This is a genomic window from Ralstonia edaphi (assembly GCF_958350185.1).
Classification (GTDB): Bacteria; Pseudomonadota; Gammaproteobacteria; order Burkholderiales; family Burkholderiaceae; genus Ralstonia; species Ralstonia edaphi.
This window is the reverse complement of record NZ_CATWHI010000004.1, coordinates 397,885-423,957: the sequence shown is the minus strand read 5'-3', so window position 1 is coordinate 423,957 and position 26,073 is coordinate 397,885. Positions and strand designations below refer to the sequence as shown.

Here is a 26,073-nt window from a genome sequence, read left to right as displayed (position 1 = left end):
GCCCAGCGTGCCCGCAGCTGACGACACCCCGTGGTACCGCCGGCTGGGGCCCGGCTTCATCACTGGCGCGGCAGATGACGACCCCAGCGGGATCGCCACGTACGCGCAGGCCGGTGCGCAGATGGGTACCGGCATGCTGTGGACGCTGCTGCTGACGCTGCCGCTGATGATTTCCATCCAACTGGTCAGTGCGCGCCTGGGGCGCGTGTCCGGCCGGGGCGTGGTGGCCAATATCCGGCAGCATCACTCGCCGTGGCTGGCGTATGCATTCGTGGCGCTGGTCACGGTGGCCAACATCATCAACGTCGGGGCCGATATTGCTGCCATGGGCGACAGCGTGCGGCTGCTCCTGGGCGGCTCGACCGCGTGGTATGCGTGCCTGTTTGCCGTCTTCACGCTCGTGCTGCAAGTCTGGATGCCGTATCGCCGCTATGCGCGCTATCTGCAGTGGACCGCGCTGTCGCTGCTGGCGTACGTGGCCACGGCATTTGTCGTGAAGGTGGACTGGGCGCATGCGCTGCACGACACCGTCGTCCCGCAGCTGCATTGGTCGAAGGACTATGCGATGACGCTCGTCGCAGTGTTTGGCACCACCATCAGCCCGTATCTGTTTGTCTGGCAGGCCGCAGGGGAGGTGGAAGAAACCCGCCTGGCTGAAGACGAAGCGCCGCTCAAGAAGGCGCCGTGGCAGGCGAAGGACCAGTTCGCACGCATCCGTATCGACACGACGGTCGGGATGGTGGTGTCGGCATTGATTGCCTTCTGCATCATGCTGACGGCCGCTTACGCGCTGCACACGCATGGCGTCACGAAAATCGAAACTTGTGCGCAGGCCGCCGAAGCGCTCAAGCCGGTGGCTGGCCGCTTTGCGCAGACGTTGTTTGCCGTGGGCGTGATCGGCACGGGGCTGCTTGCGGTGCCGGTGCTGGCGGGCTCCGCTGCCTATGCCGCCGCGGAGGCCTTCAAGTGGCACAGCAGCCTTGAAGCGAAGGTGCACCGCGCGCCTAAGTTCTACCTGTTCCTCACGCTGGTGATGGCGGCGGCCACGGTGATGGTGTTTCTGCCCATCGAGCCGTTCAAGCTGCTGTATTGGGCCGCGGTGCTCAATGGCGTGGCCGCCACGCCTGTCATGGTGATGCTGCAGCTGATGTCGCGCCGCAAGGCGGTGATGGGGCCGTTCCGCAGTTCCCCGCTGCTGCATGGCACGGCCTGGCTGGCGACGCTGAGCATGTGCGCCAGTACCTTGCTGTTCTTCGTGCTGGCCGCGCGAGGGTCCTGACAGGCCGCCGGGTTGCCACGCAGGCACCGGGGTTGCGTGTCTTGGGCGAAACCGCGCAACAAGTGCGGTGTCCTGTTCACCAACCAGGGGTCAATCATGAAAGCTGTCGTATTTCACGGCATCGGCGACATTCGTCTGGAAGACGTGCCCGAGCCGACACTGCGCGAGCCCACCGACGCCATCGTGCGCCTCACGGCCAGCGCCATCTGCGGGACGGATCTGCACTTCGTACGCGGCACCATGGCCGATGTGAAGGAGGGGCGCATCCTCGGCCACGAAGGTGTAGGCGTGGTGGAAGCACTCGGCGACGACGTGCGCAACTTGTCGGTCGGCGATCGGGTGGTGATTCCGTCCACCATTGCATGCGGCGCGTGCGCATATTGCCGTGCCGGCTATACCGCGCAATGTGATGTGGCGAATCCGCACGGGCATCTGGCCGGCACGTCGTTCTACGGCGGCCCGGAGGAAGCCGGCGGCTTCGACGGCCTGCAGGCCGAAAAGGCGCGTGTACCGTTTGCGCACGTCAACCTCGTCAAGCTGCCCGACGAGGTGTCGGACGACCAGGCCATTCTGCTGTCGGACATTTTCCCCACCGGCTACTTCGGCGCCGATCTGGCCAACATCAAGCCGGGCCACACCGTTGCCGTGTTCGGCGCAGGGCCGGTCGGGCAGTTTGTGATCGCCTCCGCCAAGCTGATGGGCGCGGGGCGCATCTTTGCGGTGGACCACCTGGCGGACCGACTCGACATGGCGCGCGCCCAAGGCGCCGAGGTGATCGACTTCGAACGTGAAGACCCCGTGCAGGCGTTGCGCCGGCTCACCGGCGGCATTGGCGTGGATTGTGCGATCGACGCCGTGGGCGTGGACGCCCAGCATGCCGACCACGGCCCTGCCCGCCCCGACGACAAGACGGCCGAAGCGTTTGCCGCCGAGCGCAAAGCCACCACCCCGCAAGCACGCGGCACGGGTGCCGTTTCCGATGCCAACGAGAACGCACCGTGGCAAGCCGGCGATGCGCCCTCGCAAGCGCTGCGCTGGGCCGTCGAAGGCCTTGCCAAGGCGGGCACGCTGTCGATCATCGGCGTGTACCCGCCCAACGACACGACGTTCCCGATCGGCATGGCGATGAACAAGAACCTCACCATCCGCATGGGCAACTGCAACCACCGGCGCTATCTGCCCAAGCTCGTGGAATTGGTGCGCACGGGTGCCATCGATCCGGCGGCCGTGCTGTCTGTGCGCGAGCCGATGGCGGCGGCGCTCGATGCCTACCGCGCCTTTGACACGCGCGAGCCCGGCTGGATGAAGGTCAAGCTGGACCCGCAAGCCACTGACGGCGCTCGCACGCCCGGCGCCTCACGGGCATGAGCCGGGCGCTGCACGATCGCGTCGCCAGCCTCGGGCCGGTGCTGGTGATCTCGCCGCACTTTGACGACGCGATCTTCTCGTGCGGGGCGTTGCTCGCGGCGCATCACGGCAGCCGCACGGTTACCGTGTTCGGTGGGGCGCCTGAAACTCCAGTCTCAACGACCTGGGACCAGGAGGCGGGCTTTGCCGATTCCACCCAGGCTGTGGCGGCGCGCCGGCTGGAAGATGCGCAGGCGCACGCGCAGGTCAGCGCCACGGTGCATCACCTCGGTTTTTGCGATAGCCAGTACGGGCAGACGCCCACCGTGGCTGAACTGGAGCGTGCGCTCTACCGGCTGGTGGAAAGGCGCGCGGCAGACGCGGTGTTCGTGCCGCTGGGGCTGTTCCACAGCGACCACGTCCTCGTGCACGAAGCGGCGTTGCTGCTGCTGCGCAAGCTGCCGCAGCGGCTCTGGATCGGCTACGAGGACGCGCTGTACCGGCGTGGGCGCGGCGCCGTGCAGGATCGCATCGTCGCGCTGGCTGCGCAGGACATCGTCGCCACGCCGGTATCGCCCGTCACGGCCGTCGATGGTCGCCAGAAGCGCCGCGCCGTGGCCTGCTACGCCAGCCAGTTGCGCGCGTTCGGCCCCGGCGGCGTGGAAGACCTGCACCAGCCCGAACGTTTCTGGCTGCTGGAACCCAAGCAAGGAGAACCCGATCATGCAACCGTTGGATGACGCCCGCAGGGCGCAGGCACCGTGTTCCATCGTCGTGCTGACGTACAACCGCGCAGCCACCGTCCTCGAGACGCTGGGCAAGCTGGTGGCGCTGGAGGAACCGTGGCCGATCGTGGTGGTGGACAACGGCTCCACCGACGGCACCGCCGACCAGATCGCCGCGCGCTTTCCTGACGTCGCCATCGTGCGCGCGCCGCGCAACTACGGCGCGGCCGGTCGCAACTTCGGCGTGGCCAGCATCGATACGCCTTACGTTGCCTTCTGCGATGACGACACCGCGTGGCTGCCGGGCTCCGTGGGACGTGCGGTCGATGTGCTGCAGCGGTATCCGTCGGTGGGCGTGGTGGCGGCGCACGTGGTGGTCGGCCCGACGCGCCGCGACGACACTGCGTGCGAGCCCATGGCCACCAGCACGTTGCCTTCCGATGGGCTGCCTGGCCCCGCGCTGCTCGGCTTCATGGCCGGCGCTTGCGTGGCGCGCACGCGTGCCTTTACGGAGGCCGGCGGCTACCGACGCGACCTGTTTATCGGCGGTGAAGAAAGCGTGCTGGCGCTCGACCTGGTTGACGCGGGCTGGCGCATCGTCTACTGCCGCGAGGTGGTCACGCACCACAACCCATCGCCGGTGCGTGATGTGAAGCAGCGCCGTGCACTGCTGGCGCGCAACGAGATGCTGAGTGCGTGGCTGCGCTTGCCGCTCGACCTGGCCTGGCGCGTCACGGGCCGCGCCATCCGCGCGATGGCCGAACAGGGCGTGCTTGCCGAGGCGTTGCCGGCCGCGCTGGTGCGCCTGCCGCGCGCATTGCTGCGCCGGCATACCGTGCAGCCGACCACCGTGGCGCTGTGGCGGCAGATGGACGCCGACCGCCAGCGCCGCCGCGCCATCCCCACACTGTCGATCGGCTAGCCCGGTGGCCGTGCCGGCCGGAAGCTCAGGCCGGCACCGGCATCGGCGCCAGGAAGAACTGCTGCCGGAAATACTCGACCGTACGCGCCAGCCCCACTTCAAGCGCGGTGCGCGGCTCCCACCCGAGCACCTCGCGGGCCAGCGTGATGTCGGGGCAGCGCTGCGTCGGGTCGTCCTGCGGCAGCGGGTGGAAGACGAGTTCCGACGTCGAGCGTGTGCAAGCCACAATCTGCCGCGCGATATCGAGCATGCTCATCTCCACCGGGTTGCCCACGTTCACCGGTCCCGAAAAATCCGGCGGCGTGTTCATCAAGCGCACCAGCGCGTCGATGAGATCGTCCACGTAGCAGAAGGCGCGCGTCTGGCGGCCATCGCCGTAGAGCGTGATCGGGTCGCCGGCCAGGGCCTGCATGATGAAGTTGGAGACAACGCGCCCGTCGTTCGGGTGCATGCGCGGGCCGTAGGTGTTGAAGATGCGCGCGACCTTGACGTCCAGGCCATGCTGGCGGCGGTAGTCCATGAACAGGGTCTCGGCGCAGCGCTTGCCTTCGTCGTAGCACGAGCGCACGCCGATCGGGTTGACGTTGCCCCAGTAGCGCTCGGTTTGCGGATGCTCATGCGGGTCGCCGTACACCTCGCTGGTGGAGGCCTGCAGGATGCGCGCGCCCACGCGCTTGGCCAGCCCCAGCATGTTGATCGCGCCGTGCACGCTCGTCTTGGTGGTCTGCACCGGGTCGTGCTGGTAGTGGATGGGCGAGGCGGGGCAGGCCAGGTTGTAGATGTCGTCCACCTCCACATACAGCGGGAAGGTTACGTCGTGGCGCAGCACCTCGAAGCGCGGGTGTCCCAGCAGGTGGGCGATGTTGCGCTTGGTGCCGGTGTAGAAGTTGTCGACGCACAGCACATCGTGCCCGTCGCGCAGCAGGCGGTCGCACAGGTGCGAGCCGAGAAAGCCCGCGCCGCCCGTGACCAGCACGCGGCGCTGGTCGCGCCAATGGTGGTGCGGCTCCGGGTGGCCGGGGTGGTGTGCGTCTCCGTGGTGTCTCATGCCGCCTCCTTCCTGTTTTCCATGACGGTGGCAAACGCGTCCAACCAATCGGCGACGAAGCGGTCGATGCCGAAACGCGTGCGGGCCGTCTCGCGTGCTGCGTCGCCCCAGCGGCGGGCCAGGGCCGGGTCGCGCAGCAGCGTCTGCATGACGCCTGCCAGCGCATCGGGGCTGGTGTCGACGTAGCCGTTGTGGCCGTTGCGAATGACCGTGCTCATCTCCGTGGTGGCCAGGCCGACGATCGGCATGCCGATGGTCATCGCTTCCACCACGGCCAGGCCCAGGCTGGTGTAGCGGATCGGGTTGAAGAAGAAGCGGTAGCGCGCGCAGAAGGTGGGCAGGTCGAGGTTGCCGACTTCGCCGATCCCGCCCGCGGCTTCCGCCCCCATGCCGACCAGATCAAGCAGCACGTGCTGGCGCAGCGACTGGAACACGTCGGCACCCAGCCGCCGCCCACGCTTGTGCAGATGATTCACGACCACGATGCCGCGCTCCAGCTCGCCGGTGTAGGTGGCCGGCACGGGCAAGTGCACGCCGTGTTCGATCACGCGTGTGGGCGTGATGCCGCTGTCCCACATCAACGCGTTGAACGGCGTCACATGCACCAGCAGCACGTTGGGGTCTTGCACCCAGTGCAGCGTGTTGGTGGGGTGTTCCTGCGGCGGATCGTGTTCGAGATAGATCGTGGGCAACGCCCGCTGCGCGGCACTGAGGACCGAGAGGCGATCGTTTTCCCAATGCGCGCGCGATTGGTACAGCACCGCATCGAAGTGCTGCCCGGCAACGGCGTCGAACGGGACTTCGTGCACGTTGTCACCCCAGGGCAGCGCGCCGACCTTGCCCGCGTAACCGGGCGGCACGCGGCCCGAGGCATCGGGCGGCCGCGTCACAAGATAGAAGTCGTGCGGCACCTGCGACAAGTAGTACAGGTAGTTGCCGTGCACGTGCCACGTCAGGATGCGCAGGCGTTGTCGCGTGGGGTGGGTCATGAGGTGGAATTCTCGATCGTGTGCGATGCGGTTCGGGACTCGGCACCCTGGGGCGCGTAAGACGCGCGCAGGTGGACATCGGGGTCGAACAGCGCGGCATACGCGGCGTCCAGCACCTGACGCGCCGTCACATCGCGCGCGCATTCATGCCCGGTCGGGCACGTCCAATGCATGCACGGCCGGCACGGCGGGTGCACGGCCAGCACGCGGTGCAGCGTGCGGTCAGCGGGCGCCCAGCGTTCCACGTCGCTGCCGCAGGCAATGACGAGGCTGGGCGCGCGCACCGCCGCCGCCACGTGCGACACGCCGGTGTCGTTGCAGATGAGCAGGCGCGACAGCCGCAGCAGTGCCGCGAGCCCGCCAAGCGAGGTTTGCCCCACCACCGAGGCCGCACGCTGGCGCATGCGGCTGCGGACTTCTTCGGCGAGGGCCGCCTCCGATGCCGCACCGGTGATCACCACATGAAACCCGCTGACGATGAGCGTGTCGGCCACTGCCGCAAAGCGCTCCGGCCACCAGCGCCGCGTGGGCATGCGCGCGCCCGGGTGCAGGCAGACAAGGCGGTCGCGGTCCAGGGCTTGATGGCGCAGCGAGGCAAGCGCCTCGGCATAGTCTTCGCGCAGGAGCGGAAAGTCCGGTGTGGCCGGCACCGCCGGCGCCCCCAGGTGATTGAGCAACGCCAGCAGGCGTTGCGCCTCGGGCAACTGCGTCGGCCACGGGAGCAGCCCTGCGTTGGCCTGTCGCGCGATCGCCCCGCTGGGCTGAAACCCGAACACATGGTGCGCACCAAACTGGCGGACCACCTCCGTCGATTGCGGCCCGCTGCCGTGCAGCTGGATGGCGACATCCAGGCAGCGTGCCCGCATGCCGGCATAGAACGCGTGTGTCGCTTCTGCATCGGCCGGCCCGGCTTCCGGAAAGCCGTCGCCGCCCGGAAAGGCGACAAAGTCGTCCAGCAGATCGGCATAGCGCTGTTGGAACTGGTGCGCCCACGGCAGACCTACCAGCGTGATATGCGCCTGGGGTGCAGCGGCCCGCAGCGCGCGCAGGGCCGGCACGGCACACAGCATGTCGCCGAGTTGCAAGGCGCGAAAGACGGCGATGCGGCGTGCGCCGCGCAGGAGTTCAGCAGCGGGCGTCATAGGAACCAGACCCGGAAATGCCATGCACCGCGCAGGCGCCAGTACAGCGCCAGGGGCGGAATGGCAATGGATGTCCAAAACATTTCGAGCACATGCCGCGCGGTGTGTGCGGTGCCGCGCAGCCGCATGGCGGTGAAGCGCAGCGTGAGCGCCAGCCACACCACGGCGGCCGCAGCGGCCACCCAGGGCAGGTGCGCGGCCAGCGCGGCCACTGCAACCACCACGGCCGCCCCCACACCGTAGTAATGCCACGGCGGCACCGGCCGGATACGCGTGCGGTAGAGCCTGGGGTGCTTCTTGTAGAGCAGCGCGTCGTAAAACACCTTGCGCTGCTGCGACACGCTCACGCCCCAGGGCGCGGGCCGCACGGGGTGGTGCATCAAGGCGCGCGGCGCCTGCACGATGCGCCCGCCTGCATCGAGGATGCGGAACTGCAAATCGGAGTCTTCCCGCCACGCCAGCCGGAAGCGTTCGTCAAAGCCGCCGACGCGCTCCAGCATCGCGCGCCGCACGAAGCAATTGGCGGTGACGAATTCGGCGCGGGTGAGGCCGCTGGCATCGCGCTCGTAGTCCGTCGGACGCTCGGGCAACGGCATGCGGACTGCGCCGGTGGCGGCGTCGGGCGGCCCGCCGTTCTCAGCACCGGCAACGCCCTCGGCCGTGGTCATGATGCGCCAGCCTTCCGCCAGCCACGTCGGCGCCGGAATGGTGTCGTCGTCGGTGAAGGCGATGATGTCGCCGGTGGCGGCGCGCCAGCCGCGGTTGCGTGCGGCGGCGGGGCCTTGCGTTTCGCGCACGGGCACGTACTGCACGCGCCAGCCGGGGGCCGCAGCGGCAAAGCTGTCCACGACCGCGCGGGTGGCGTCGTCCGGGCCGTCGTCTGCCACGACCAGTTCCAAGCGGTGCGCGTCGAACGTCTGCGCCCGCAGCCCGTCCAGGCAGCGTTGCAGCATCTGCGGCCGTCGCCATGTGGCAATGACGACGGACATGGCCGGCGCCCCTTGCACGGGGGTCACCGACGACACGTCAAACGGCATCGGCTGGTTCATGCGACCCCCGCCAGGCCGGGCACGCGCCGCAGCCCATCAACGTTGCGCACGGCGCCGTCTTCCTGGGTTTGCGACTGCTCCGGACGGTCGGCCGTCTTGCGCAGCAGGAACGGCCCGATCACCAGCGCATCCAGCGGCGATGTCCAGAACGATTCCACCGCATCGCGCGGGCTGCAGACCATGGGCTCGCCGCGCGTGTTGAACGACGTGTTGACCAGGATCGGCACGCCGGTACGCCGCTCGAACGCAGCCAGCAGGTCGTAATACAGCGGATGCTGCCGGCGGTTGACGGTCTGCACGCGCGCAGTGCCGTCGACGTGGCGCACCGCCGGGATCTGCTTGGCGCGGTCTTCCCGCACGTCGAAGATGAACAGCATGAACGGCGCGACCTGCGCACCGACAAACCAGTCGGCGGCGCGCTCTTCCATCACCACCGGGGCGACGGGGCGGAAGTCTTCGCGGTCCTTGATCTCGTTCAGCCGCGCCTGCATGTCGGCGGGGATGGGCGAAGCGAGGATGGACCGCGCACCGAGCGCGCGCGGGCCGAACTCCATGCGCCCCTGGAACCAGCCGATCACCTGGCCCTGCGCCAGCAGCTCGGCGGTCTGCTCGGCAATGTTGTCCAGACGCTCGAACGGCAGCTTCGACCACGTCAGGAACTGCTCGATCTCTTCATCGGCATACGACGGGCCGAGATAGGCGTGGTCCATCTTCCACAGGCGCTGCTTGTTGCCGCGCGCCTGGTAATCCGTCCACAGCGCGGCGCCAAGCGACGTGCCGGCATCGCCGGCCGCTGGCTGCACCCAGACGTTTTCGAACGGGCCGCGGTCGCGGATGCGCGCGTTCATCACGCAGTTGAGCGCCACGCCGCCGGCCATGGCCAGGTTGCGCGCGCCGGTGGCCTGGTGCAGCCACTGGCTCATCGTCAGCACCGTCTCTTCCAGCACCTGCTGGAGCGAACGCGCGATGTCAAAGTGGCGCGGTTCCATCGGGCCGCCACGCTGGCGCGGCGGGCCGAAGCGCTCTTCCAGGCGCAGCGGTGCCACGGTGTAGCGGCCGTCCGGGTCAACGCGCACCATTTCGTGGAATGCGTCGACATAGCGGGGCTCCCCGTATGACGCCAGCGCCATCACCTTGTATTCGTCGGACGAACGCAGAAAACCGAGGTAGTCCGTCACCTCTTCATAGAGCAGGCCGAGAGAGTGCGGCAGGTCCACCTGCTGCAGGCGTGTGTATTCGCCGTTGCGGAAGAGGCCGTAGGACGTGGTCGCGCGCTCGCCGCGTCCGTCCATCGTGAGCACGGCACAGTCGTCGTAGGGCGCCGCCAGGAACGCACTGGCCTCGTGGGCCAGGTGGTGCTCCACAAACGACCAGCGGAACGGCCCGGTGTGCTTCACGTTGGCGAAGCGCGCCCGCAGATGATGCGGCGCGCCGTCGGCCAGCTGGCGCGGGGCGTTCAGCACGTACGAGAGAAACAATGGGTCCCACGGCGCGGCGCCGGGCGGCAGATCCAGCTGCGCCGACGGCTGCAGCGGCAACGCGATATGGGTCTGCGCCTGCAGGTCGGTCAGCAGGGCCGGGTCGAGGGAGTAGGCGACGTGGTCCACGCGCGCCAGGTCGATACCGGCTTCGGCCAGGCAGTAATCGATGGCGTGATACGGCAGCTGCCAGGTGGAAAAGGGCACCGGCCGCTTGGCGTGCTTGACGTGCGTGAAGCGTTCATCTTCAGCGGCGGCAATCACCACACCGTCACGCACCAGCGTGGCCGAGGAGTCGTGATACGCCGCGTTGATGCCGAGGGTGTAGAGCGGTTTGGCTTCCATGCGGGGGCTCCGTCAATCGGGTCAGTCAATACAAGTCATGGGCGGTGCTCAGGCGACCGGCGTGGGCGCGTTCGATGCAGACGACGTAGCCATCGCAGCGCCGGGCCATAACGCCTGCGCGACGCGCGACGATTGCCACAGCGGGTGCGCGGCCGCCACCACTTCCTCTTCCGTCACGCCGGTCAGGCAAGCCTGATGGCCGAGCGGGCACACGCTGCGGTAGCAGTAGCGGCACGGCACCTGGTGCGAGAGCACTGCATGCGGCACGGCCCAAGGCGTGTGCTGTGGATTGGTCAGCGCGTAGAGATCGACCACCGGCGTCTGCGTGGCCGCAGCCAGATGCACCGGGCCGCTGTTGTTGGAGACGAGCAGCGCTGCGCCTTCAATGAGCGCCGCCAGCTCACCCAGCGTGAGCGCCCCGGCCAGGTTCATGACGCGCTGCCCGGCAATCAGCCCCGGCAGGCACACCTGCTGCACCAGTTCGGCCTCGGTGGGCGCACCCGTCACCACCACCGGGCAGCCATAGCGGTTTGCCAGCGTGCACGCGATATGCGCGAAGCGATCGGGCGGATAGCGCCGCGACGCCGCCGTCGCACCCGGATGCAGGACGATCCACGGTGCATCGGTGGTGATGCCGCGCTCGGCCAGCTTGGCGCGCACGGCATCGCGGTCCGCCGCGCGTACGTTGAAGCGCAGCCTGTGCGGCAGATGCGCGGCCACATCGGTCACGTGCTGCACGAGGTCCAACTGGCGGCGCACCTCGTGGCGCACGTCGCCGGGCGCGGTGGCGGCAATGCGCGCATCGGGGTCGGCAATCCAGTCGGTCAACAGCGCGTACGGGTTCTCGCGGCAATGCGCGAGGCGCAGCGGAATGCCCGCCAGAAAGCACAGCATGGCAGCCGGCAGCGGATTCTGCGTGTGCACGGTAAAGATGACCGCCGCGTCGAATGCGCCGTCGCGCAGCGTGTCGACCAGCGCGCGCGTCTGGTCGGCGTCGGCCGCGTTGACGTGCTTGGCCCACGGCACATCGCAGACGATCACGTCGTCGATGTCGGACAGGTGCGGTGCGGCCGTGGCGCCGGAGCGCGACGTCAGCAACGTGAGATGACGGCTCGCGCGGCGCGTCTGCTGATCGGCCTTGAGCGCGTGAAAGGCGGGCGTGGTCATCACCACGTCGCCCAGGTTGTCGGGCCGCACACACAGGATGCGGCTCGCGTTCGCCCACACGGCGCGGCGCTCGGGAATGCCGGCTGCGATCATGCGACGGCCCTCAGGTGTTGCGCGCGGGGCGCGTGCCGCGCCTGCTGCGCAATGACGATGGCAGCCGCCTCGTCAAAGCGCCCGACGATGTAGTCCGGTACGCGCAATGGGCCCGGCTGCCACAGCGTTTCGTTGCCATTGGCGATCAGGATCGTCTGGCAGCCTGCGCGCCGGCCGGCCTCCACATCGTTGAGGATGTCGCCGATCATCCACGAGCCTTCCAGCGTGAGGCCGTGTGCGGCCGCGGCTTGGCGCAACAGGCCATCGGCCGGTTTGCGGCAGGTGCAGCTGACGCTGCCATCGTCTGCCGGCGCATGCGGGCAGAAGTAGAAGCCGCTGAGCGTGGCACCGTGCAGCGCGAACAGCTCGCCCAGTCGCATGGCTACGGCGTCGAGCGCCTCCTCGGAAAAGTAGCCCAGCGCCACGCCGGGCTGATTGCTCACCACGATGAGCGGCAGGCCGGCGGCGGCCAGCATGCGCAGACCCTCGCCCGCCCCGGGTGCCAATACCATGCGCGCCGGGTCGACGTTGTAGGGCACGTCTTCCAGCAACGTGCCGTCCTTGTCGAGAAAGACGGCGGGGCTCGGTCGCGGCCGCAACGGCGCGCGCATCAGGGCCATGACGTCTCCCGCATCGGCAGCACCATCACTTCCGGGATGACCGTCTCGGGCGGCTGCAGCAGCACGAAGCGCACGGCGGCGGCCACGTTGGCCGGGTCCTGCAGGTTGTTCACGTCAATGTCGGGAAAGCGGTCCAGCAGGAACGGCGTGCGCATGCCGCCGGCAATCACGGCAGAGACCTTGATGCCGTGCGGGCGAAGCTCGGCATGCAGCGCATGCGACAGCCCCAGCAGCCCCCACTTGGTGGCGTGGTAGACCGACGCATTCGGCCACGCGCGGCGCGATGCGGTGGAGGCGATGTTGACGATGGCGCCGCTCGCGCGCTTGCGCATCAGCACGCTGGCGTGCTTGGCCAGCAGGAACGGGCCGCGCAGGTTCGTGCGCACCACGCGGTCCCAGTCTTCGACGTTCAGTTCGTCAATGGGCAGCGTGATATCGATGGCTGCGTTGTTGATGACGGCATCCACGCGGCCAAAGCGGTCGACCACTTCATCGAGCGCGCTGCGCACGGCGGCTTCGTCGCCCACGTCCAGCGCAATGGCGTGCGACTGGCTGCCCTCGGCGATCAGCTCGGCGGCGGTGCGGTCAGCGGTGCCGGCATCGTGGTCGGTGGCGACCACCGTTGCCCCTTCGGCAGAGAGCACACGGCTGATGGCGGCGCCCAGCCCGCGCCCCGCGCCGGTCACGATGATGACCTGGTCGCGCAGCGTTGGCGTGGTGTTGTGGGTCGAGTTCAAATCGGTCTGGGTCATGGCGGCGTGATGAGGGAAGGGTGGAAAAAAACGGGTCAGGCCGCGAGCCCCGCCAGCGCCGCAGCGTTGGCGCTGGGCACGGCATCGGTCATGCGGCCCATCGCGCGGGCGTGAGCGTCGATGGCCTTGAGGTAGGCACGCTCGAGTTGGCCGGCCACGCCCAGCCACGTGTAGAGCATGCGGGCGCGTACCAGCCCGGCTTGCCCCAGCTCGCGGCACAGCTCGGGCTGCTCGATCAGCTGCAGCAGGCGCGCGGCCAGCGCTTGCGGGTCTTTGGGCGGGACGAGGAAACCGGTGCGCTCGTGCCGCACGGTCGAGCGGATGCCGCCCACGTCTGCGCCGATCACCGCGCGCCCGCACGCCATGGCCTCCACCGGCGTGATGCCGAACGGCTCGTACCAGGGCGTGCTGACGAAGACATCGCAGGCGCTGTACCAGATGCGCAGATCGGCCCGGCCGCGCTTGCCGACAAAGGTGGTCTGCGCGCTCACACCGGCGCGCTCGGCAATGCCCTGCAGGCGGCCGAGTTCCGGCGTGGCGGCCACATCCGGCACGACGGTGTTGCCGCCCACGACATACAGGCGCACGCGCTTGCGCGCATCGGCCGGCAGCTTGCCGATGGCCTCGATGACGTTGTCCACGCCCTTGCGCGCCACCATGCGGCCCAGCTGCAGCACGACAAACGCATCGGCCGGCACGCCCAGGCGGCGTCGCGCTTCGGCGCGGTCGATGGGGGCGAATTCCGCGGCGTCAAAGCCGCACGGCACCACGTCGATCTGCTCGGGCCGCGCACGGTACAGCGTTTCCAGGTCAGCCTGATCCTGTGGGCATTCGGCGATGACGCGGTCGGCGCGTTGCACCAGCGTCTCTTCGATCGCGAAGCGCGCATCGGGAAAGCCGTCGGCGCTGCCCTGGTGCAGTCGGCGCACGCGGCCCAGCGCGTGAAAGGTCATGACCAGCGGCAGGTGCAACCGCGTTGATGCCGCCAGCGATGCCAGGCCCGACATGAAGAAGTTGGCATGGATGACGTCGTAACCCTCGCCCCTGGCCTGGGCGCGCGCACAGTGGTTCAACAGGTGGCGGCCAAAGGCATGCATGTGCGGCAGCAGCGCTTCCTTTGGCAGCACGGCGGCCGGCCCGGCCGGCACGTGGACGACACGGCATCCGTCGTCAAACGGCACCACCTCCGGGTCCCGCGGACGCTCGCGGCGCGTGAAGACATCGACACGATGGCCCAGCCGTGCAAGCTGGCGCGCGACATGGCGCACGTAGACGTTCTGTCCGCCGCAGTCGACACCGCCCAAGTCGGCGAGTGGCGATGCGTGTTCACTGACCATGGCGATGCGCATGTCGTTTCTCCTCTTATCGTCGCGGCCTGTGTGGTGAGGTGTTTGGAAGCCACGTGCGAAGACCCTCAGCAGCCGGCGTGCCATGGCGCGCAACCTTGTGCCGCAAGCCGTTCCAACAAGGAGAGATGAGCCGGGCCCGGGAAGCGCGTTTCGCTTGTCCGGACAAGCGTTTGCGGGATGTGAAGCCCGGAGGGGCGCGCCGGTCGTGCACGCAGTGCACCCGCCGTGGCGCCGCGCGCTTGAACGTGCGGCTGTTGGGGGACCGCGCAATTCTTACGCGGCGTACAAGGAGAAACGGCGCGACGACGGCATCACGCCTGTCGCGCCGCGAAGGGGATGAGGAGAAGCGGCGGCGTCAGGCGAGCCGCAGCGTGCCGCCCGTGGCGGCCGCGGCCTGTTTGGCGATGGCGCGCAGGCAAGCCGCCACAACATGGGCAAAGGCTTCGTCATAGAACGGCAGCGCGCCGCTCACGCCCACCACGATGCCGTCGAGCACGGCACTGCCCCACAGGTTGGTGTCGCCTGCGCGCAGCACGTGCGGGCGCAAGCTCTGCAGCGCGTGCGTGCTCATGCCGTGCTGCCACGCCAGCCGTGCCTTGGCGCGCGCGTAAGCGGCGTAGTCCGCATCCCATTGCGCGCGATCGCCCACCGAATATTCGTAGAGCACGGCCTCGTCAAAGGCGCACTCGGCAGGCGAGCGTGCCGGGTCCATCACCACGATGTACAGGAAGCCGCTGTCGCCCACTTCCTGTGGACGCGTCATCGCTTGTGCAATGAGCGGCAGTGCCATCTCCACGGCACGGCGGGCGGCGTCTGCGCCGGCAAAGTGCGAGGTGGGCTGTTGCGATTGTTTCTGCGGTGCCTGTGGTTGCTGTGGTTGCAGCGTTTCCTGTGCGGAGGCGGAAGGATCGAAATCGGCCAGCATGTTTATGGAGACTCCTGGGCTGATTGGAGGGAAACGGAGGCGTGCGATTCACGCGCGGGGGCGCGTCGCGCGCGAATGACGCTGAGGATGGCGGTGACCAGTTCGCCGTGTTCCGTGGGCTTGGCCAGATGCAGCTGGAAGCCGGCCAGAAGCGCGCGCGTGCGATCTTCCGGGCGGTCGTAGCCGGAGAGCGCGACGGCGGGCAGCCGGGCATCGAGCGGCATGTCGCGCTCGCTCTCCAGCAGGCGCACGTTGCGCAGCAGCGCGTAGCCGTCTTCGTCGTCGCCGAGCGCGATGTCGGAGACCAGCACGTCGGGCCACGAGTTGCTGGGCGCCGCGCGCAGGGCCGCGAGTGCCGGCTTGGCGGCGCCATACGCGGTGACGGTGGCGCCGTAGTCTTCCAGCAGCAGCTGGAGAATTTCGCGGGCGTCTTCCTGGTCGTCGACGATGAGCACGTGCACACCGGACAGCGCATCCGGCGGCGGAAGCGCGGTGCGCTCGGCCCGTGGCGCCTGCGGCGCTGCGGTGGGCATGGCCTCGCCCGGTGCGACCGCGAGCGGGGCCACCGCGCGGATCGGGAAGTCCATCACATACGTGGTGCCGTCACCATGGGGCAGCGGCACGACGGCAAAGCGCCCGCCGTGCTGTTCCACCACCGAGCGGATCCACAACGGGTCAAGCGTGGCTGCAGGCGTGGCGGCCGTGTCCTGCGCGGTTGCCGCCAGCGCGGTATCGAACGCGCGCGGCTCCTGCCGCAGCGGCGCGAGCGGGTCCACCGGGTCCAGCACGTCGAAGGGTGCCGGCGCAGGCGGGGTGGCCGTGGGTCCAAAGGCCGACAGGGCGGCGTCGGGCTCCATCTCGGCGGGCGTGTGCGACGCGGTGGGAATGGCGGCCGCCGCCACCGCCGGTATGGCAATCGTGTCGGTCACGCGCAACTGCGCCATGCCTTCCACGCGCTCCAGCACGATCTCGATGCGGCTGCCCGGGTGGCTGGCCAGCACGGCGTGGCTGAGCACATCGCCCACGATGCCTTGCAGGCGGCTCGGGTCGCCCGTGATGCTCGGGGTTTCCGAGCGGATGACGGAATACACGGTGATGCGGCGTGCATCGATCGCCTCGCGCAGGCCGTCGAGCACGCTCACCACCAGGGCCACGAGGTTGATCGGCTGCTGTGCCAGCCGGTGCTGGGCCTGCTCCAGGTCGGACTGCTGGCGTTGCAGGGTCCAGAGCTGGGCGTAGACGCCGTTGGCCGCCAGCAGGTCGGTATGGCGGCCGCGCTCGACAATGCGGCCCTTTTCCAGCACGACGATTTCGTGTGCGTCCACCACCGTGGAAAGCCGGTGCGCAATCACCAGCGTCGTGCGGTGTGCCGAGAGGCGATCCAGCTCGCGCTGGATCGCGCGTTCCGAGCGCGTATCCAGGGCGGAGGTCGCCTCGTCGAAGATCAGGATCGACGGGTTCTTCAGCAGCGCCCGCGCAATGGCAATGCGCTGTTTTTCACCGCCCGAGAGCTTCAGCCCGCGCTCGCCCACCATGGTCTGGTAGCCCTCGGGCAGCGCGGCGATGAAGTCGTGCACATAGGCCGCGCGCGCTGCCTCGATCACCTCGGCCATCGTCGCGCCTTCGCGCCCGTAGGCAATGTTGTAGGCAATGGTGTCGTTGAAGAGGATGGTGTCTTGCGGGACGATGCCGATCGCGCGGCGCACGCTGTCTTGCGTGACCACGCGCAGGTCTTGCCCGTCGATGGACACGCGCCCCGCCCACGGGTCGTAAAAGCGCAGCAGCAGCCGCGCCAGCGTCGATTTGCCCGAGCCGCTGCCGCCTACCACTGCCACCGTGTGCCCGGCCGGAATGTGCAGCGACAGGTCGTGCAGGATGGGCCGCGTGTTCTCGTAGCCGAAATCCACGTGGTCGAACTGCACGTCGCCCTGCGTCACGCGCAGCGGCGCGCCGTTGGGCAGGTCCACCACGTCGGCCCGCTGTTCAAGCAGTTGGAACAGGCGCTCGGCGTTGATGGCGGCGTCTTTCGCCTCGCGGAACATGAAGCCCAGCGCGTTGAGCGGCAGGCACACCTGGATGATGTACGCATTGATCAGCACGAGATCGCCCACCGATAGCACGCCGCGCGTCACGTCCTGCCCGGCCAGCAGCATGACGGTCGCTACGCCTGCCGCGATGACACCGCTTTGCGACACGTGCAGTAGTGACAACGCGCGCTGGTTGGCGACTGCCGTCTCGATGCGCTGGCGCAGGATGTCGCGGTAGCGGTGGGCCTCGAAGCGCTCGCTGGTATACACCTTCACGGCTTCGTGATTGAGCATGCTGTCGAGCAGCCGGCTGCCGGCCATCGAGTCGAACTCGTTCATCTGCCGCTGCAGGCGCACGCGGCGTCGCGTGAGCAGCACGGTGGCGGTGCAATAGGCCGCAAACGTGGCCAGGATGGTGACGAGATACCACCCGCTGTAGCGGCTCATCATGATGATGAGCACGGAGCCGATCTCCACCATGGTCGGCAGGATCGTGAACAGCGCGACACCCAGCAGGAACTCGATGCCGGTGGTGCCGCGCTCCACATCGCGGATCAGCCCGCCCGTCTGCCGGCTTGCATGAAAGCGCGGCCCGAGCTGATGCAGGTGCTCGAACGCCTGCGCCATGAAGCCCGCCACCGTGGGCTGCGACACGCGCGAGAACACCATGTCGCGCAGCTCGCCGAACAGCGTGCCGCCAAAGCGCAGCACCGCGTAGGCCAGCAGCAGGAAGGCGGGAAATACACGCGCGCGCGTGGCATCGCCAAAGCCGTCGACGATCCACTTGAGCACGATCGGCACGCCCACCGCGCACAGCTTGGCCAGCACCAGCAGCCCCACGGCCACCAGCACGCGCTTGCGGTAGCGCCAGATGGCGCGCCACAGCGCGCCCACGATCCGCTGCTGCAGGCTGGATGCCTCAGCAGGATGGGGAGGAGGGGAGGATGCAGGAGATGGGCTCGTCACCAGGCATGGAATCCGGTCGGTCTTGCAACGCGAGGTGCGACGCAAGCCACGTTCCACGCCCGCCCGGGTTCCGGCGGCCAGGTGGCGCCGGAATCGCGCGATAATGCGTGACTTTCCTGCTGTTTCCAGCGCCTCCTCGCTTTTCCCGCCTTTCTGCTGCCCTGCCATGACCGGACTGACCACCGCCCTCCTGCACGCCGACCGCGAAGCCGGCGTCGAGCACTACGCCATCCACAAGCCGCTGCACACGTCCACCACGTACGGCTATACCGATACGCGCGAGCTGATCGACGTGTTCCAGGGCAAGCCCGGCTACACCTACGCGCGCCAGGGCAACCCGACCACGGCCGCACTCGAAGCCAAGATCACGATGATGGAAGCCGGCGTGGCCACCGCATGCTTTGCCACCGGCATGGCGGCCATCATGGCGGTGTTTTCGACCCTGCTGCGCGCAGGCGACCACGTGGTCTCCAGCGCGTTCCTGTTCGGCAACACCAACAGCGTGTTCGAAACGCTGCGCAACCTGGGCGTGGAAGTGACGTTCGTCGATGCCACGTCGGCCCAGGCCGTGGCCGACGCCGTGCAGCCGAATACGCGCCTCGTCTTCGTGGAAACCATTGCCAACCCGCGCACGCAAGTGGCCGATCTGAAGGGCATTGGCGATATCTGCAAGGCACGCGGCCTGATTTACGTGGTCGACGGCACGATGACGTCCCCATGGCTGTTCCGCGCGCGCGACGCGCAGGCGAGCCTGGTGGTGCATTCACTGTCCAAGTACATCGGCGGGCACGGTAACGCGCTGGGCGGCGCGGTGGTGGATACGGGCCTGTTCGACTGGGCGGCGTATCCGAACATCTACCCGGCCTACCGCAAGGCCAAGCCGGAAATGCAGGGCATCCAGCAGATCCGTAAGAAGGGCCTGCGCGACCAGGGCGCGACGTTGATAGCCGATGCCGCGCATCGCATTGCCGTGGGCGCCGAAACGATGGCCCTGCGCGTGGACCGCACCTGCAGCAACGCCCTGGCGCTGGCCCGGACGCTGGCCGCGCACCCGAAGGTGGCACGCGTGTATTACCCCGGCCTGCCGGAACACCCCGAACACGCCCGCGCCACCGAGCTGTTCCGCCACTACGGCGGCCTGCTGAGCTTCGAACTGGTGGATGGCGCTGACTACGTCGACATGCTCGACCACCTGCGCTACGCCGTGCGCGCCACGCACCTGGGCGATACGCGCACGCTGGTGATTCCGGTGGCGCCCACCATCTACTGGGAAATGGGCGCCGAGCGCCGCGCGTCGATGGGCATTGCCGATTCGCTCGTGCGCGTGTCGGTGGGCATTGAGGATGAAGCCGATCTGGTGGCCGACTTCACGCAGGCGCTGGACGCCATCCACCTCGGCTGAATCTCATCGCCGTTGCAACGCGGCGGCCCGGGGCAGGGCTGCCCGTTCGCCCGCGAGTGTTGGAGCATCGCCCTCCACGGTCGGACACTCGCATTCCACCCTCGGATGGTGGCGCTCCAGGCGCAAACACTGGCGCTCCACCGTGCGAGCGTCGAACGTGACGCTTTGAGGCCCGAACGCCACCGTCACAGGGTCGTGCCCCAATGTCAAACACACGATTGCCGCGCTCGGAGGCTGGCGTTTCGGCCTCGGAGGCTCGAACGCCACTGTCCGAGGCTCACGCTCCGCCCAAAAACATTCGACCTATCCGCACTCCGAGGGTCGCGCTCCGGCCTCGGAGGGGCACGCTCGACGGGTTTAGACTGGCGTTCCACTCTCTGAGGGTGGAACGCCACAGTCTGAGGTCGAAATTTTGGACCTCAGACTGCCGAGCGCGACTGTTTGAGGTCCATGCTCCGCCCTCCGGGGGCCGGATGTGAGCCCCGCCGGGCCGTGCTTGGCCCGCCCCGCCCGGGGTTCAATGGAAGAACAGCATGCGCGTGCCAAAGGTGTGATTAGCCTCCGCCGCCATCAGCACCATCAGCACGAGCAACGCCAGCGGCGGCAGCAGGATCGCGTACACCAGGGCCAGCCGCTCCCACATCATGTGCATGAACACCGAGACGATCAGCCCGGCCTTGGCGATCATGAACACGATGATCAGCGTCCAGCGCATCAGCCCCTGCACGTGGAAATAATCGACCAGGTACGACATCGTGCTCAGCACGAACAACAGGCCCCAGATCTTCAGGTAGATGCCGATGGGGTGTTGTTGCCCGTGGGCAGAGGGTTCCGTGTGGTCCATGACTGCCCTCACCACAGGTAGAACAACGCAAAGATGAACACCCAGACGAGATCGACGAAGTGCCAGTAGAGGCCCGCGATCTCCACGATCTGGAAGTTGCCGTGTTCGGCAAAGCCCGGCTGCAGGATCTTGCGCGCGACCAGCAACAGGTAGATCACGCCGCACGTCACGTGAAAGCCGTGGAAGCCGGTGATCATGAAAAAGCACGCGCCAAACTGCGCCGCGCCCAGTGGGTTGCCCCACGGGCGGATGCCCTCATGCACGATCAGCTTGGTCCACTCGAACGCCTGCATCGACACGAACGCCGCGCCCAGGATGGCGGTTGCGAGCATGAGCAACGCCGCCCGCTTTGCCTCGCGCCGGTAGCCGAAGTTCACCGCCATGGCCATCGTGCCGCTGCTGCTGATGAGCACGAACGTCATGATGGCGATCAGCAGGAGCGGCACTTCCACGCCACCCACCGACAGCCCGAACACCTTGGACGGGTCGGGCCACGGCACGGTGGTCGACATGCGCACCGTCATGTAGCCGACCAGGAAGCTGCTGAAGACGAACGTGTCCGACAGCAGGAAGATCCACATCATGGCCTTGCCCCACGGCACCTTGAAGGTCTCGCGGTCGGCCGACCAGTCGTTGACGATGCCGGGCCAGCCTTTGGCGGCGTCCGCCGAGACTGCCGGGCCCGTTGGAAGCGTGGAGTGGCTCATGGCGTGGCTCCATACAGCGGCCCGCAGATGGCGCTGACGAATGCGGGCGTGATCCACCACATCGCGGCCAGCAGTGCGAGCCAGACGGCCAGCAGGAAGTGCCAGTACGTCGCGCAGAGGGCAATGGCCCGCCGGGTGCGATCGGCGTTCCTGTGCAGGCGCGCGACCGTCACCGCCCAGACGACGAGGCCACCGATGACATGCGCCGCATGCAGGCCCGTGAACACATACAGAAAGCTGTTGGATGGGTTGACCGCCACGCCTTGCCCGGTGGCCGACAGTTGCTGCCACGCCGCCCATTGCCCGAACACGAACAGCGCTGCAAGCGCGCCACCCGCGAACAGCCAGATCGTGCGGCGCGCGTCGGTGCGCCTTGCCCCTTCCATGGCGACGCTTGCCAGCGCCAGCACGCCGGTGTTCCACCACAGCAGCGCCGGGTGGGGAACCGGCATCCAGTCGGGCTCGCGCATGCGCATGGCATAGGCCAGGATCAGCAGCGAGAACAGCGTCGTCACCACGGCCATGAAGACGCGCAGGCCAATGCGCCCAGCGTGCGGCGGCAATGCAGGCGATGTGTCGGGCGCGAAGTGGCGGGGCAGGGTCGTCATGTGCGCACCCCGCTGGCGTGGAGGGAGATTCCCGGCTGCGCCTCCACCTCCGCTCCCATGTCGGAGGCGCCGGTGGGCGGTTCGTTCTGCGGCACGAAGTCATCTGCTCGGCCGGGCGGGCTGTACTCGTACGCCCACCGATAGACCACCGGCAGCGCCGGCCCCCAGTTGCCGTGCACGGGCGGTGTCTGCGGCGTCTGCCATTCGAGCGTGGTGGCCCGCCACGGGTTGGCCTCGGCCTTCCTGCCGCGCACGAGGCTCCACGCCAGGTTGAAGAGGAACAGCAGCTGCGCCAGGCCCACGATGATGGCGATGACGGTGATGAACGTGTTCAGCGTCTGCGCGGACGGCGGGATGAAGCTGTAACCCTCATATGCGTAGTACCGGCGCGGCATGCCGAGCACACCCAGGTAGTGCATCGGAAAGTAGATCAGGTATGTGCCGACGAAGGTGATCCAGAAATGCGCGCGGCCGAGCGTATCGTTCAGCATGCGGCCCGTCACCTTGGGGTACCAGTGATAGAGCCCGCCGAACACCACGAGAATCGGCGACACGCCCATCACCATGTGGAAGTGCGCGACGACGAAGTACGTGTTGGACAGCGGAATGTCCACGCTGACGTTGCCGAGGAACAGCCCCGTCAGGCCGCCGATGACGAACGTGCTGATGAAGCCGATGGCAAACAGCATCGGTACGGTCAGGTGGATGTCGCCGCGCCAGAGCGTGAGCACCCAGTTGTAGACCTTGAGCGCGGTCGGGATGGCGATGATCAGCGTGGTGGTGGCAAAGAAGAAGCCGAAGTACGGGTTCATGCCCGACACGAACATGTGGTGCGCCCAGACGACGAACGACAGCACACCGATGATCAGGATGGCCCACACCATCATCCGGTAGCCGAAGATGTTCTTGCGCGCGTGCGTGCTGATGAGATCGGACACGATGCCGAAGGCAGGCAGCGCGACGATGTAGACCTCGGGGTGGCCGAAGAACCAGAACAGGTGCTGGAACAGCAGCGGGCTGCCGCCGCTGTGGTTCAGCTGCTGCCCCATCGATACCACGGCCGGCATGAAGAAGCTGGTGCCCAGCGTCTTGTCGAGCAGCATCATGATGGCCGACACGAACAGCGCCGGAAACGCCAGCAGCGCCAACACCGTCGCCGTAAAGATGCCCCACACCGTGAGCGGCATGCGCATGAGCGTCATGCCGCGCGTGCGCGCCTGCAGCGTGGTGGTCACGTAGTTGAGCCCGCCCATGGTGGCCGCGACGATGAAGATGGCCAGCGACACCAGCATCAGCACGATGCCCCATTCGGTGCCCGGCGTGCCGGGCAGGATCGCCTGCGGCGGATACAGCGTCCAGCCTGCGCCGGTGGGCCCGCCCGGTACGAAGAAGCTCGCCACCAGCACCAGCACGGCCAGCAGGTAGACCCAGTAGCTGAGCATGTTCAGGAACGGAAACACCATGTCGCGCGCGCCCAGCATCAGCGGGATCAGGTAGTTGCCGAAGCCGCCCAGGAACAGCGCCGTGAGCAGGTAGATCACCATGATCATTCCGTGCATGGTGACGAACTGGTAGTAGTGGTTGGCGTCGATGAAGGCGAACCTGCCCGGAAAGCCCAGCTGGAGGCGCATCAGGTTCGACAGCACGAGCCCCACCAGCCCGATGGCGATGGCCGTGAGCGCGTACTGCACCGCGATGACCTTGTGGTCCTGGCTCCAGACGTAGCGCGTCCAGAAGCTCTGCGGTGCGTGGCTGTGGTCGCCGTGGTCATTCTTGCCGTAGGACATGGCGTCTCCTCGCTACGGTTTTGCAGCGGTTGCCGCAGCGTCGCCGCCTTGTGCCTTGATGTACGCCACCAGCGCTGCGAGTTCCTGCTCGCTCAGGTCGAACGTCGGCATGATGGGCGCGAAGCCCTTGACCACACGCGCTTTCGGATCGCGGATGAAGGCGCGCAGGTACGCCTCGTCGACGTGCGCGGTGCTGCCGTCGGCCATGGTTTCGGTCTTGCCGTAGAGCCCTTTCCACGTGGGGCCGACGCGCGGGCTGCCGTCAACGCTGTGGCAGGCAACGCAGCCCTTGGCCTGGGCGAGCGTCTGGCCCTGCTCGGCCAATGCCTGCGCGCTTCCGCCTGCAGCGGCGGGGGCAGCCTGCACCTTGGCCTTCTGGCGCTGCTCGAAGGTGGTCTGCTGGGCGAGCCAGCGTGCGAACGACGCCTCGTCTTCCACGACCACCACGCCGCGCATGTTGGCGTGCCCGATGCCGCAGAGCTGCGCGCACAGGATGTCGTAGCGTCCCGCCTTGGTGGGGGTGAACCAGAACGTAGTGATCATGCCCGGCACCATGTTCATGCGCGCGCGAAACGGCGGCACGTAAAAGTCGTGCAGCACATCGCGCGAGCGCGCCAGCACCTGGATCGGGCGGTTGATCGGCAGGTGCAGCTCGGGCGTTTCGATCAGGTAGTTGTCGCGGCCGTTCGGGTCAGCCGGGTTCAGGCCGAACGGGTTGTCGTTGCTCATGTAGCGCACGTCGGTCGTGCCGAGCTTGCCGGCGGGGCCGGCAAAGCGGAAGCGCCATTGCCACTGCTGGCCGAGTACTTCCATCTGCAGGGCGTTGGGTGGCGGGCGGACGTAATCCGCATAGACGAAGAGGCCGGGCGCGAGCAGCGCCGCCACGCCCACGGTGGTGATACCGATCAGCCACCATTCCAGACGCTTGTTGTGCGGCTCGTAGGCGGCGCGCTGGTTGGGCTGGCCGTTGCGATGGCGATAGCGCAGGAGCGCAGCGACGACGAAGAGGTTGATGGCGACAAACAGCACGCCGGTGATGACGATGGTGATCGTCAGCGTGTCGTCCATGCGCACCCAGTTGGAGGCGATCGGGGTGGTCCACCATGGGCTGGCAAAGTGAAACCCCACCGCCAGCACGACGATCAGCACGAGCGCAATCGCAAGGGCCATGGGGCACCTCCCGGCGAGGGACTCCCTCAACACGCTAAAGACAGGCTAGGTCGCGCACCCCGATCGTGCAAGGCAACGTAAGGACGAGGCGCACCACGCATATGGATTGCGCCGACGCGCCGTCTGCATGCTGCGCCGCAATGCAAAACGGCCGCCTCCGGCATGGGTTGCCCGAGGCGGCCGCCTCCTGATGGCGCTGCTCAGCTTGCGGCGCCGCAGGAAAAAGGCGGGTGTGTCAGTGCATGGGTTTGGGCATGGGCCGCTCGAGCATGCCGTACGTGATCGCCGTCACGACGCCAAACAGCAGGTTGGCAAGCAACGGCCCCGAGCCGCGCTCCGACACGAACCACGGGAACACGGCCGTCATGCCGTAGAAGTTGACTACGTACGCCACGATCCCGAAGACCACGCCAATGGCTGCGAGCATGCCGGGGCTGGAGTCGAAGTGGAACGGCGCGATGATGGCCGCGAGGATCATCCCCATCAGGGCGCCCAGCACGAAGTGCAGCACGAGCGCTGTTCCCACGATGCTGAAGCTGAACAGGGACATCTCTTCCAGCGCGCCGCGACCCATGATCATGGCGGCGATCTTGTGGGTCGGGCGCCAGGGGCTTTCATTGAGCACCATGGTCGACCAGAAGAACTCCAGCACGATGACCAGCGCGCCGCCCACGATGCCGGCCACGCTGGCGGCCAGCCAGTCGGGCATGCGGCGCTCCCAATGATGCGATTGCATGTGCAGTTCCATACGAACCTCCTGCTGATGTATCTACGCCGGCACTTAGGAATCGGAAGCGCCACTTGCGGTGCTGCAAAGCGCTGTGCGCCAAGTGCCCTGTGCAGAATCAGTCTGGCAGATACGGGTGCCAACGCAAGGTACAAAAACCATGCGCATCGCACAGCACGACGGCGTTCTGCTCGAACGTGAGCATCAGCGTGTCGGCGATGGCGGGGTCTTCGATGAACACGAACAGGCTCGGCTCGGGCGGCCACGTGTCCGCCGCGGCATCTTCGGGCGGGCCGCCTTCGCCATCGAGCCAGGGCATGCCGCGCGCGATGGCCCAGGCGAGCAGTTCTGCCTGGCGCGCAGCGTTTTCCTCGGCGGACACCGGGCGCGAGAACGGCTGATGTGCCGTCACGAAGACGGCCCACGGCGCATCGGCTTGCGCGAGCAATGCCGCCACACACGGGTTGATGGCATCGACGCGCAGCAGCACGTCGCCTTCCGGCGTGCTGACGCGATACCGCGCGCTGCGATAAGCGGCAATCAGTTCAGGCGTAGGGGCGGGCGGATGGCGGTGCATTGTTGCGTCGCATGGTCGCGGCCATCTG

The 26,073-nt window shown here is 67.7% G+C and carries 23 protein-coding genes; 5 read left to right on the top strand and 18 right to left on the bottom strand.

Translation table 11 applies throughout. From position 1 onward, the window contains the following. The first annotated feature begins 7 nt into the window (after window positions 1-7). From R2669_RS16790 to R2669_RS16775, 4 genes are all read left to right on the top strand, one after another. A complete protein-coding gene (locus R2669_RS16790; protein ID WP_316890524.1) occupies window positions 8-1,279 on the top strand; it encodes an Nramp family divalent metal transporter in 1,272 nt (423 codons plus the stop codon). 96 nt (window positions 1,280-1,375) lie between these two features. Continuing rightward, complete coding sequence (locus tag R2669_RS16785) at window positions 1,376-2,647, top strand: zinc-dependent alcohol dehydrogenase (RefSeq protein ID WP_147217601.1); 1,272 nt, start codon at window positions 1,376-1,378, stop codon at window positions 2,645-2,647. After that, window positions 2,644-3,366, top strand: coding sequence for a PIG-L deacetylase family protein (locus R2669_RS16780; RefSeq protein ID WP_147217599.1), 723 nt, complete (start codon window positions 2,644-2,646; stop codon window positions 3,364-3,366). Before R2669_RS16785 ends, R2669_RS16780 begins: the two co-directional genes overlap by 4 nt. Beyond that, a complete protein-coding gene (locus R2669_RS16775; protein WP_316874794.1) occupies window positions 3,350-4,273 on the top strand; it encodes a glycosyltransferase family 2 protein in 924 nt (307 codons plus the stop codon). The genes R2669_RS16780 and R2669_RS16775 overlap by 17 nt, the downstream gene beginning before the upstream one ends. A 25-nt stretch (window positions 4,274-4,298) precedes the next feature. Here the strand turns inward: R2669_RS16775 and R2669_RS16770 are convergent, their stop codons facing one another. From R2669_RS16770 to R2669_RS16720, 11 genes are all read right to left on the bottom strand, one after another. Next, on the bottom strand, window positions 4,299-5,321 hold the full coding sequence (locus tag R2669_RS16770; RefSeq protein WP_316890527.1) for a UDP-glucuronic acid decarboxylase family protein: 1,023 nt from the start codon (window positions 5,319-5,321) through the stop codon (window positions 4,299-4,301). Then, entirely contained in the window at window positions 5,318-6,310 is a 993-nt protein-coding gene (locus R2669_RS16765; protein ID WP_316901329.1) for a glycosyltransferase, read from the bottom strand. Before R2669_RS16765 ends, R2669_RS16770 begins: the two co-directional genes overlap by 4 nt. Beyond that, window positions 6,307-7,452, bottom strand: a complete 1,146-nt coding sequence (locus R2669_RS16760) for a glycosyltransferase family 9 protein (RefSeq protein ID WP_316901327.1) — start codon at window positions 7,450-7,452, stop codon at window positions 6,307-6,309. The genes R2669_RS16765 and R2669_RS16760 overlap by 4 nt, the downstream gene beginning before the upstream one ends. After that, the gene (locus R2669_RS16755; RefSeq protein ID WP_316901325.1) at window positions 7,449-8,501 is read right to left on the bottom strand and encodes a glycosyltransferase family 2 protein; all 1,053 of its coding nucleotides are present in this window, start codon (window positions 8,499-8,501) and stop codon (window positions 7,449-7,451) included. The genes R2669_RS16760 and R2669_RS16755 overlap by 4 nt, the downstream gene beginning before the upstream one ends. Continuing rightward, the gene (locus R2669_RS16750; RefSeq protein ID WP_316901323.1) at window positions 8,498-10,324 is read right to left on the bottom strand and encodes a carbamoyltransferase family protein; all 1,827 of its coding nucleotides are present in this window, start codon (window positions 10,322-10,324) and stop codon (window positions 8,498-8,500) included. Before R2669_RS16750 ends, R2669_RS16755 begins: the two co-directional genes overlap by 4 nt. Window positions 10,325-10,372: 48 nt before the next feature. Then, the gene (gene waaF / locus R2669_RS16745) at window positions 10,373-11,584 is read right to left on the bottom strand and encodes a lipopolysaccharide heptosyltransferase II (RefSeq protein WP_316890533.1); all 1,212 of its coding nucleotides are present in this window, start codon (window positions 11,582-11,584) and stop codon (window positions 10,373-10,375) included. Continuing rightward, complete coding sequence (locus tag R2669_RS16740; protein WP_316901321.1) at window positions 11,581-12,204, bottom strand: D-glycero-alpha-D-manno-heptose-1,7-bisphosphate 7-phosphatase; 624 nt, start codon at window positions 12,202-12,204, stop codon at window positions 11,581-11,583. Before R2669_RS16740 ends, waaF begins: the two co-directional genes overlap by 4 nt. Then, on the bottom strand, window positions 12,195-12,956 hold the full coding sequence (locus R2669_RS16735; RefSeq protein WP_316890536.1) for an SDR family oxidoreductase: 762 nt from the start codon (window positions 12,954-12,956) through the stop codon (window positions 12,195-12,197). The genes R2669_RS16740 and R2669_RS16735 overlap by 10 nt, the downstream gene beginning before the upstream one ends. A gap of 35 nt (window positions 12,957-12,991) precedes the next feature. Continuing rightward, window positions 12,992-14,305, bottom strand: coding sequence for a glycosyltransferase family 4 protein (locus tag R2669_RS16730; RefSeq protein ID WP_316901319.1), 1,314 nt, complete (start codon window positions 14,303-14,305; stop codon window positions 12,992-12,994). A 355-nt stretch (window positions 14,306-14,660) separates the two neighbouring features. Beyond that, complete coding sequence (locus tag R2669_RS16725; RefSeq protein WP_430708803.1) at window positions 14,661-15,230, bottom strand: hypothetical protein; 570 nt, start codon at window positions 15,228-15,230, stop codon at window positions 14,661-14,663. 2 nt (window positions 15,231-15,232) lie between these two features. Then, entirely contained in the window at window positions 15,233-18,151 is a 2,919-nt protein-coding gene (locus R2669_RS16720) for an ABC transporter transmembrane domain-containing protein (protein ID WP_316901316.1), read from the bottom strand. 238 nt (window positions 18,152-18,389) lie between these two features. On the opposite strand from R2669_RS16720, the gene R2669_RS16715 reads away from it, so the two are divergent. Further along, window positions 18,390-19,625: a cystathionine gamma-synthase family protein gene (locus R2669_RS16715; RefSeq protein WP_316901314.1), complete on the top strand. Its 1,236-nt coding sequence runs from the start codon at window positions 18,390-18,392 to the stop codon at window positions 19,623-19,625. A 517-nt stretch (window positions 19,626-20,142) separates the two neighbouring features. Here the strand turns inward: R2669_RS16715 and R2669_RS16710 are convergent. From R2669_RS16710 to R2669_RS16680, 7 genes are all read right to left on the bottom strand, one after another. Continuing rightward, on the bottom strand, window positions 20,143-20,469 hold the full coding sequence (locus tag R2669_RS16710; RefSeq protein ID WP_316901312.1) for a cytochrome C oxidase subunit IV family protein: 327 nt from the start codon (window positions 20,467-20,469) through the stop codon (window positions 20,143-20,145). Between the two features lie 8 nt (window positions 20,470-20,477). Continuing rightward, window positions 20,478-21,176: a heme-copper oxidase subunit III family protein gene (locus tag R2669_RS16705; protein ID WP_316890543.1), complete on the bottom strand. Its 699-nt coding sequence runs from the start codon at window positions 21,174-21,176 to the stop codon at window positions 20,478-20,480. After that, the gene (locus tag R2669_RS16700) at window positions 21,173-21,784 is read right to left on the bottom strand and encodes a cytochrome c oxidase subunit 3 (RefSeq protein WP_316901309.1); all 612 of its coding nucleotides are present in this window, start codon (window positions 21,782-21,784) and stop codon (window positions 21,173-21,175) included. Before R2669_RS16700 ends, R2669_RS16705 begins: the two co-directional genes overlap by 4 nt. Further along, window positions 21,781-23,571, bottom strand: coding sequence for a cytochrome c oxidase subunit I (gene ctaD / locus R2669_RS16695; protein WP_316901307.1), 1,791 nt, complete (start codon window positions 23,569-23,571; stop codon window positions 21,781-21,783). Before ctaD ends, R2669_RS16700 begins: the two co-directional genes overlap by 4 nt. A gap of 12 nt (window positions 23,572-23,583) precedes the next feature. Then, window positions 23,584-24,741 (bottom strand): cytochrome c oxidase subunit II, encoded by a 1,158-nt coding sequence (locus tag R2669_RS16690; RefSeq protein WP_316901305.1) that lies wholly within the window; start codon window positions 24,739-24,741, stop codon window positions 23,584-23,586. A 235-nt stretch (window positions 24,742-24,976) separates the two neighbouring features. Beyond that, the gene (locus R2669_RS16685) at window positions 24,977-25,489 is read right to left on the bottom strand and encodes a hypothetical protein (RefSeq protein ID WP_147217571.1); all 513 of its coding nucleotides are present in this window, start codon (window positions 25,487-25,489) and stop codon (window positions 24,977-24,979) included. A gap of 97 nt (window positions 25,490-25,586) precedes the next feature. After that, on the bottom strand, window positions 25,587-26,045 hold the full coding sequence (locus tag R2669_RS16680; protein ID WP_147217570.1) for a DUF3293 domain-containing protein: 459 nt from the start codon (window positions 26,043-26,045) through the stop codon (window positions 25,587-25,589). Between the last annotated feature and the right edge of the window lie 28 nt (window positions 26,046-26,073).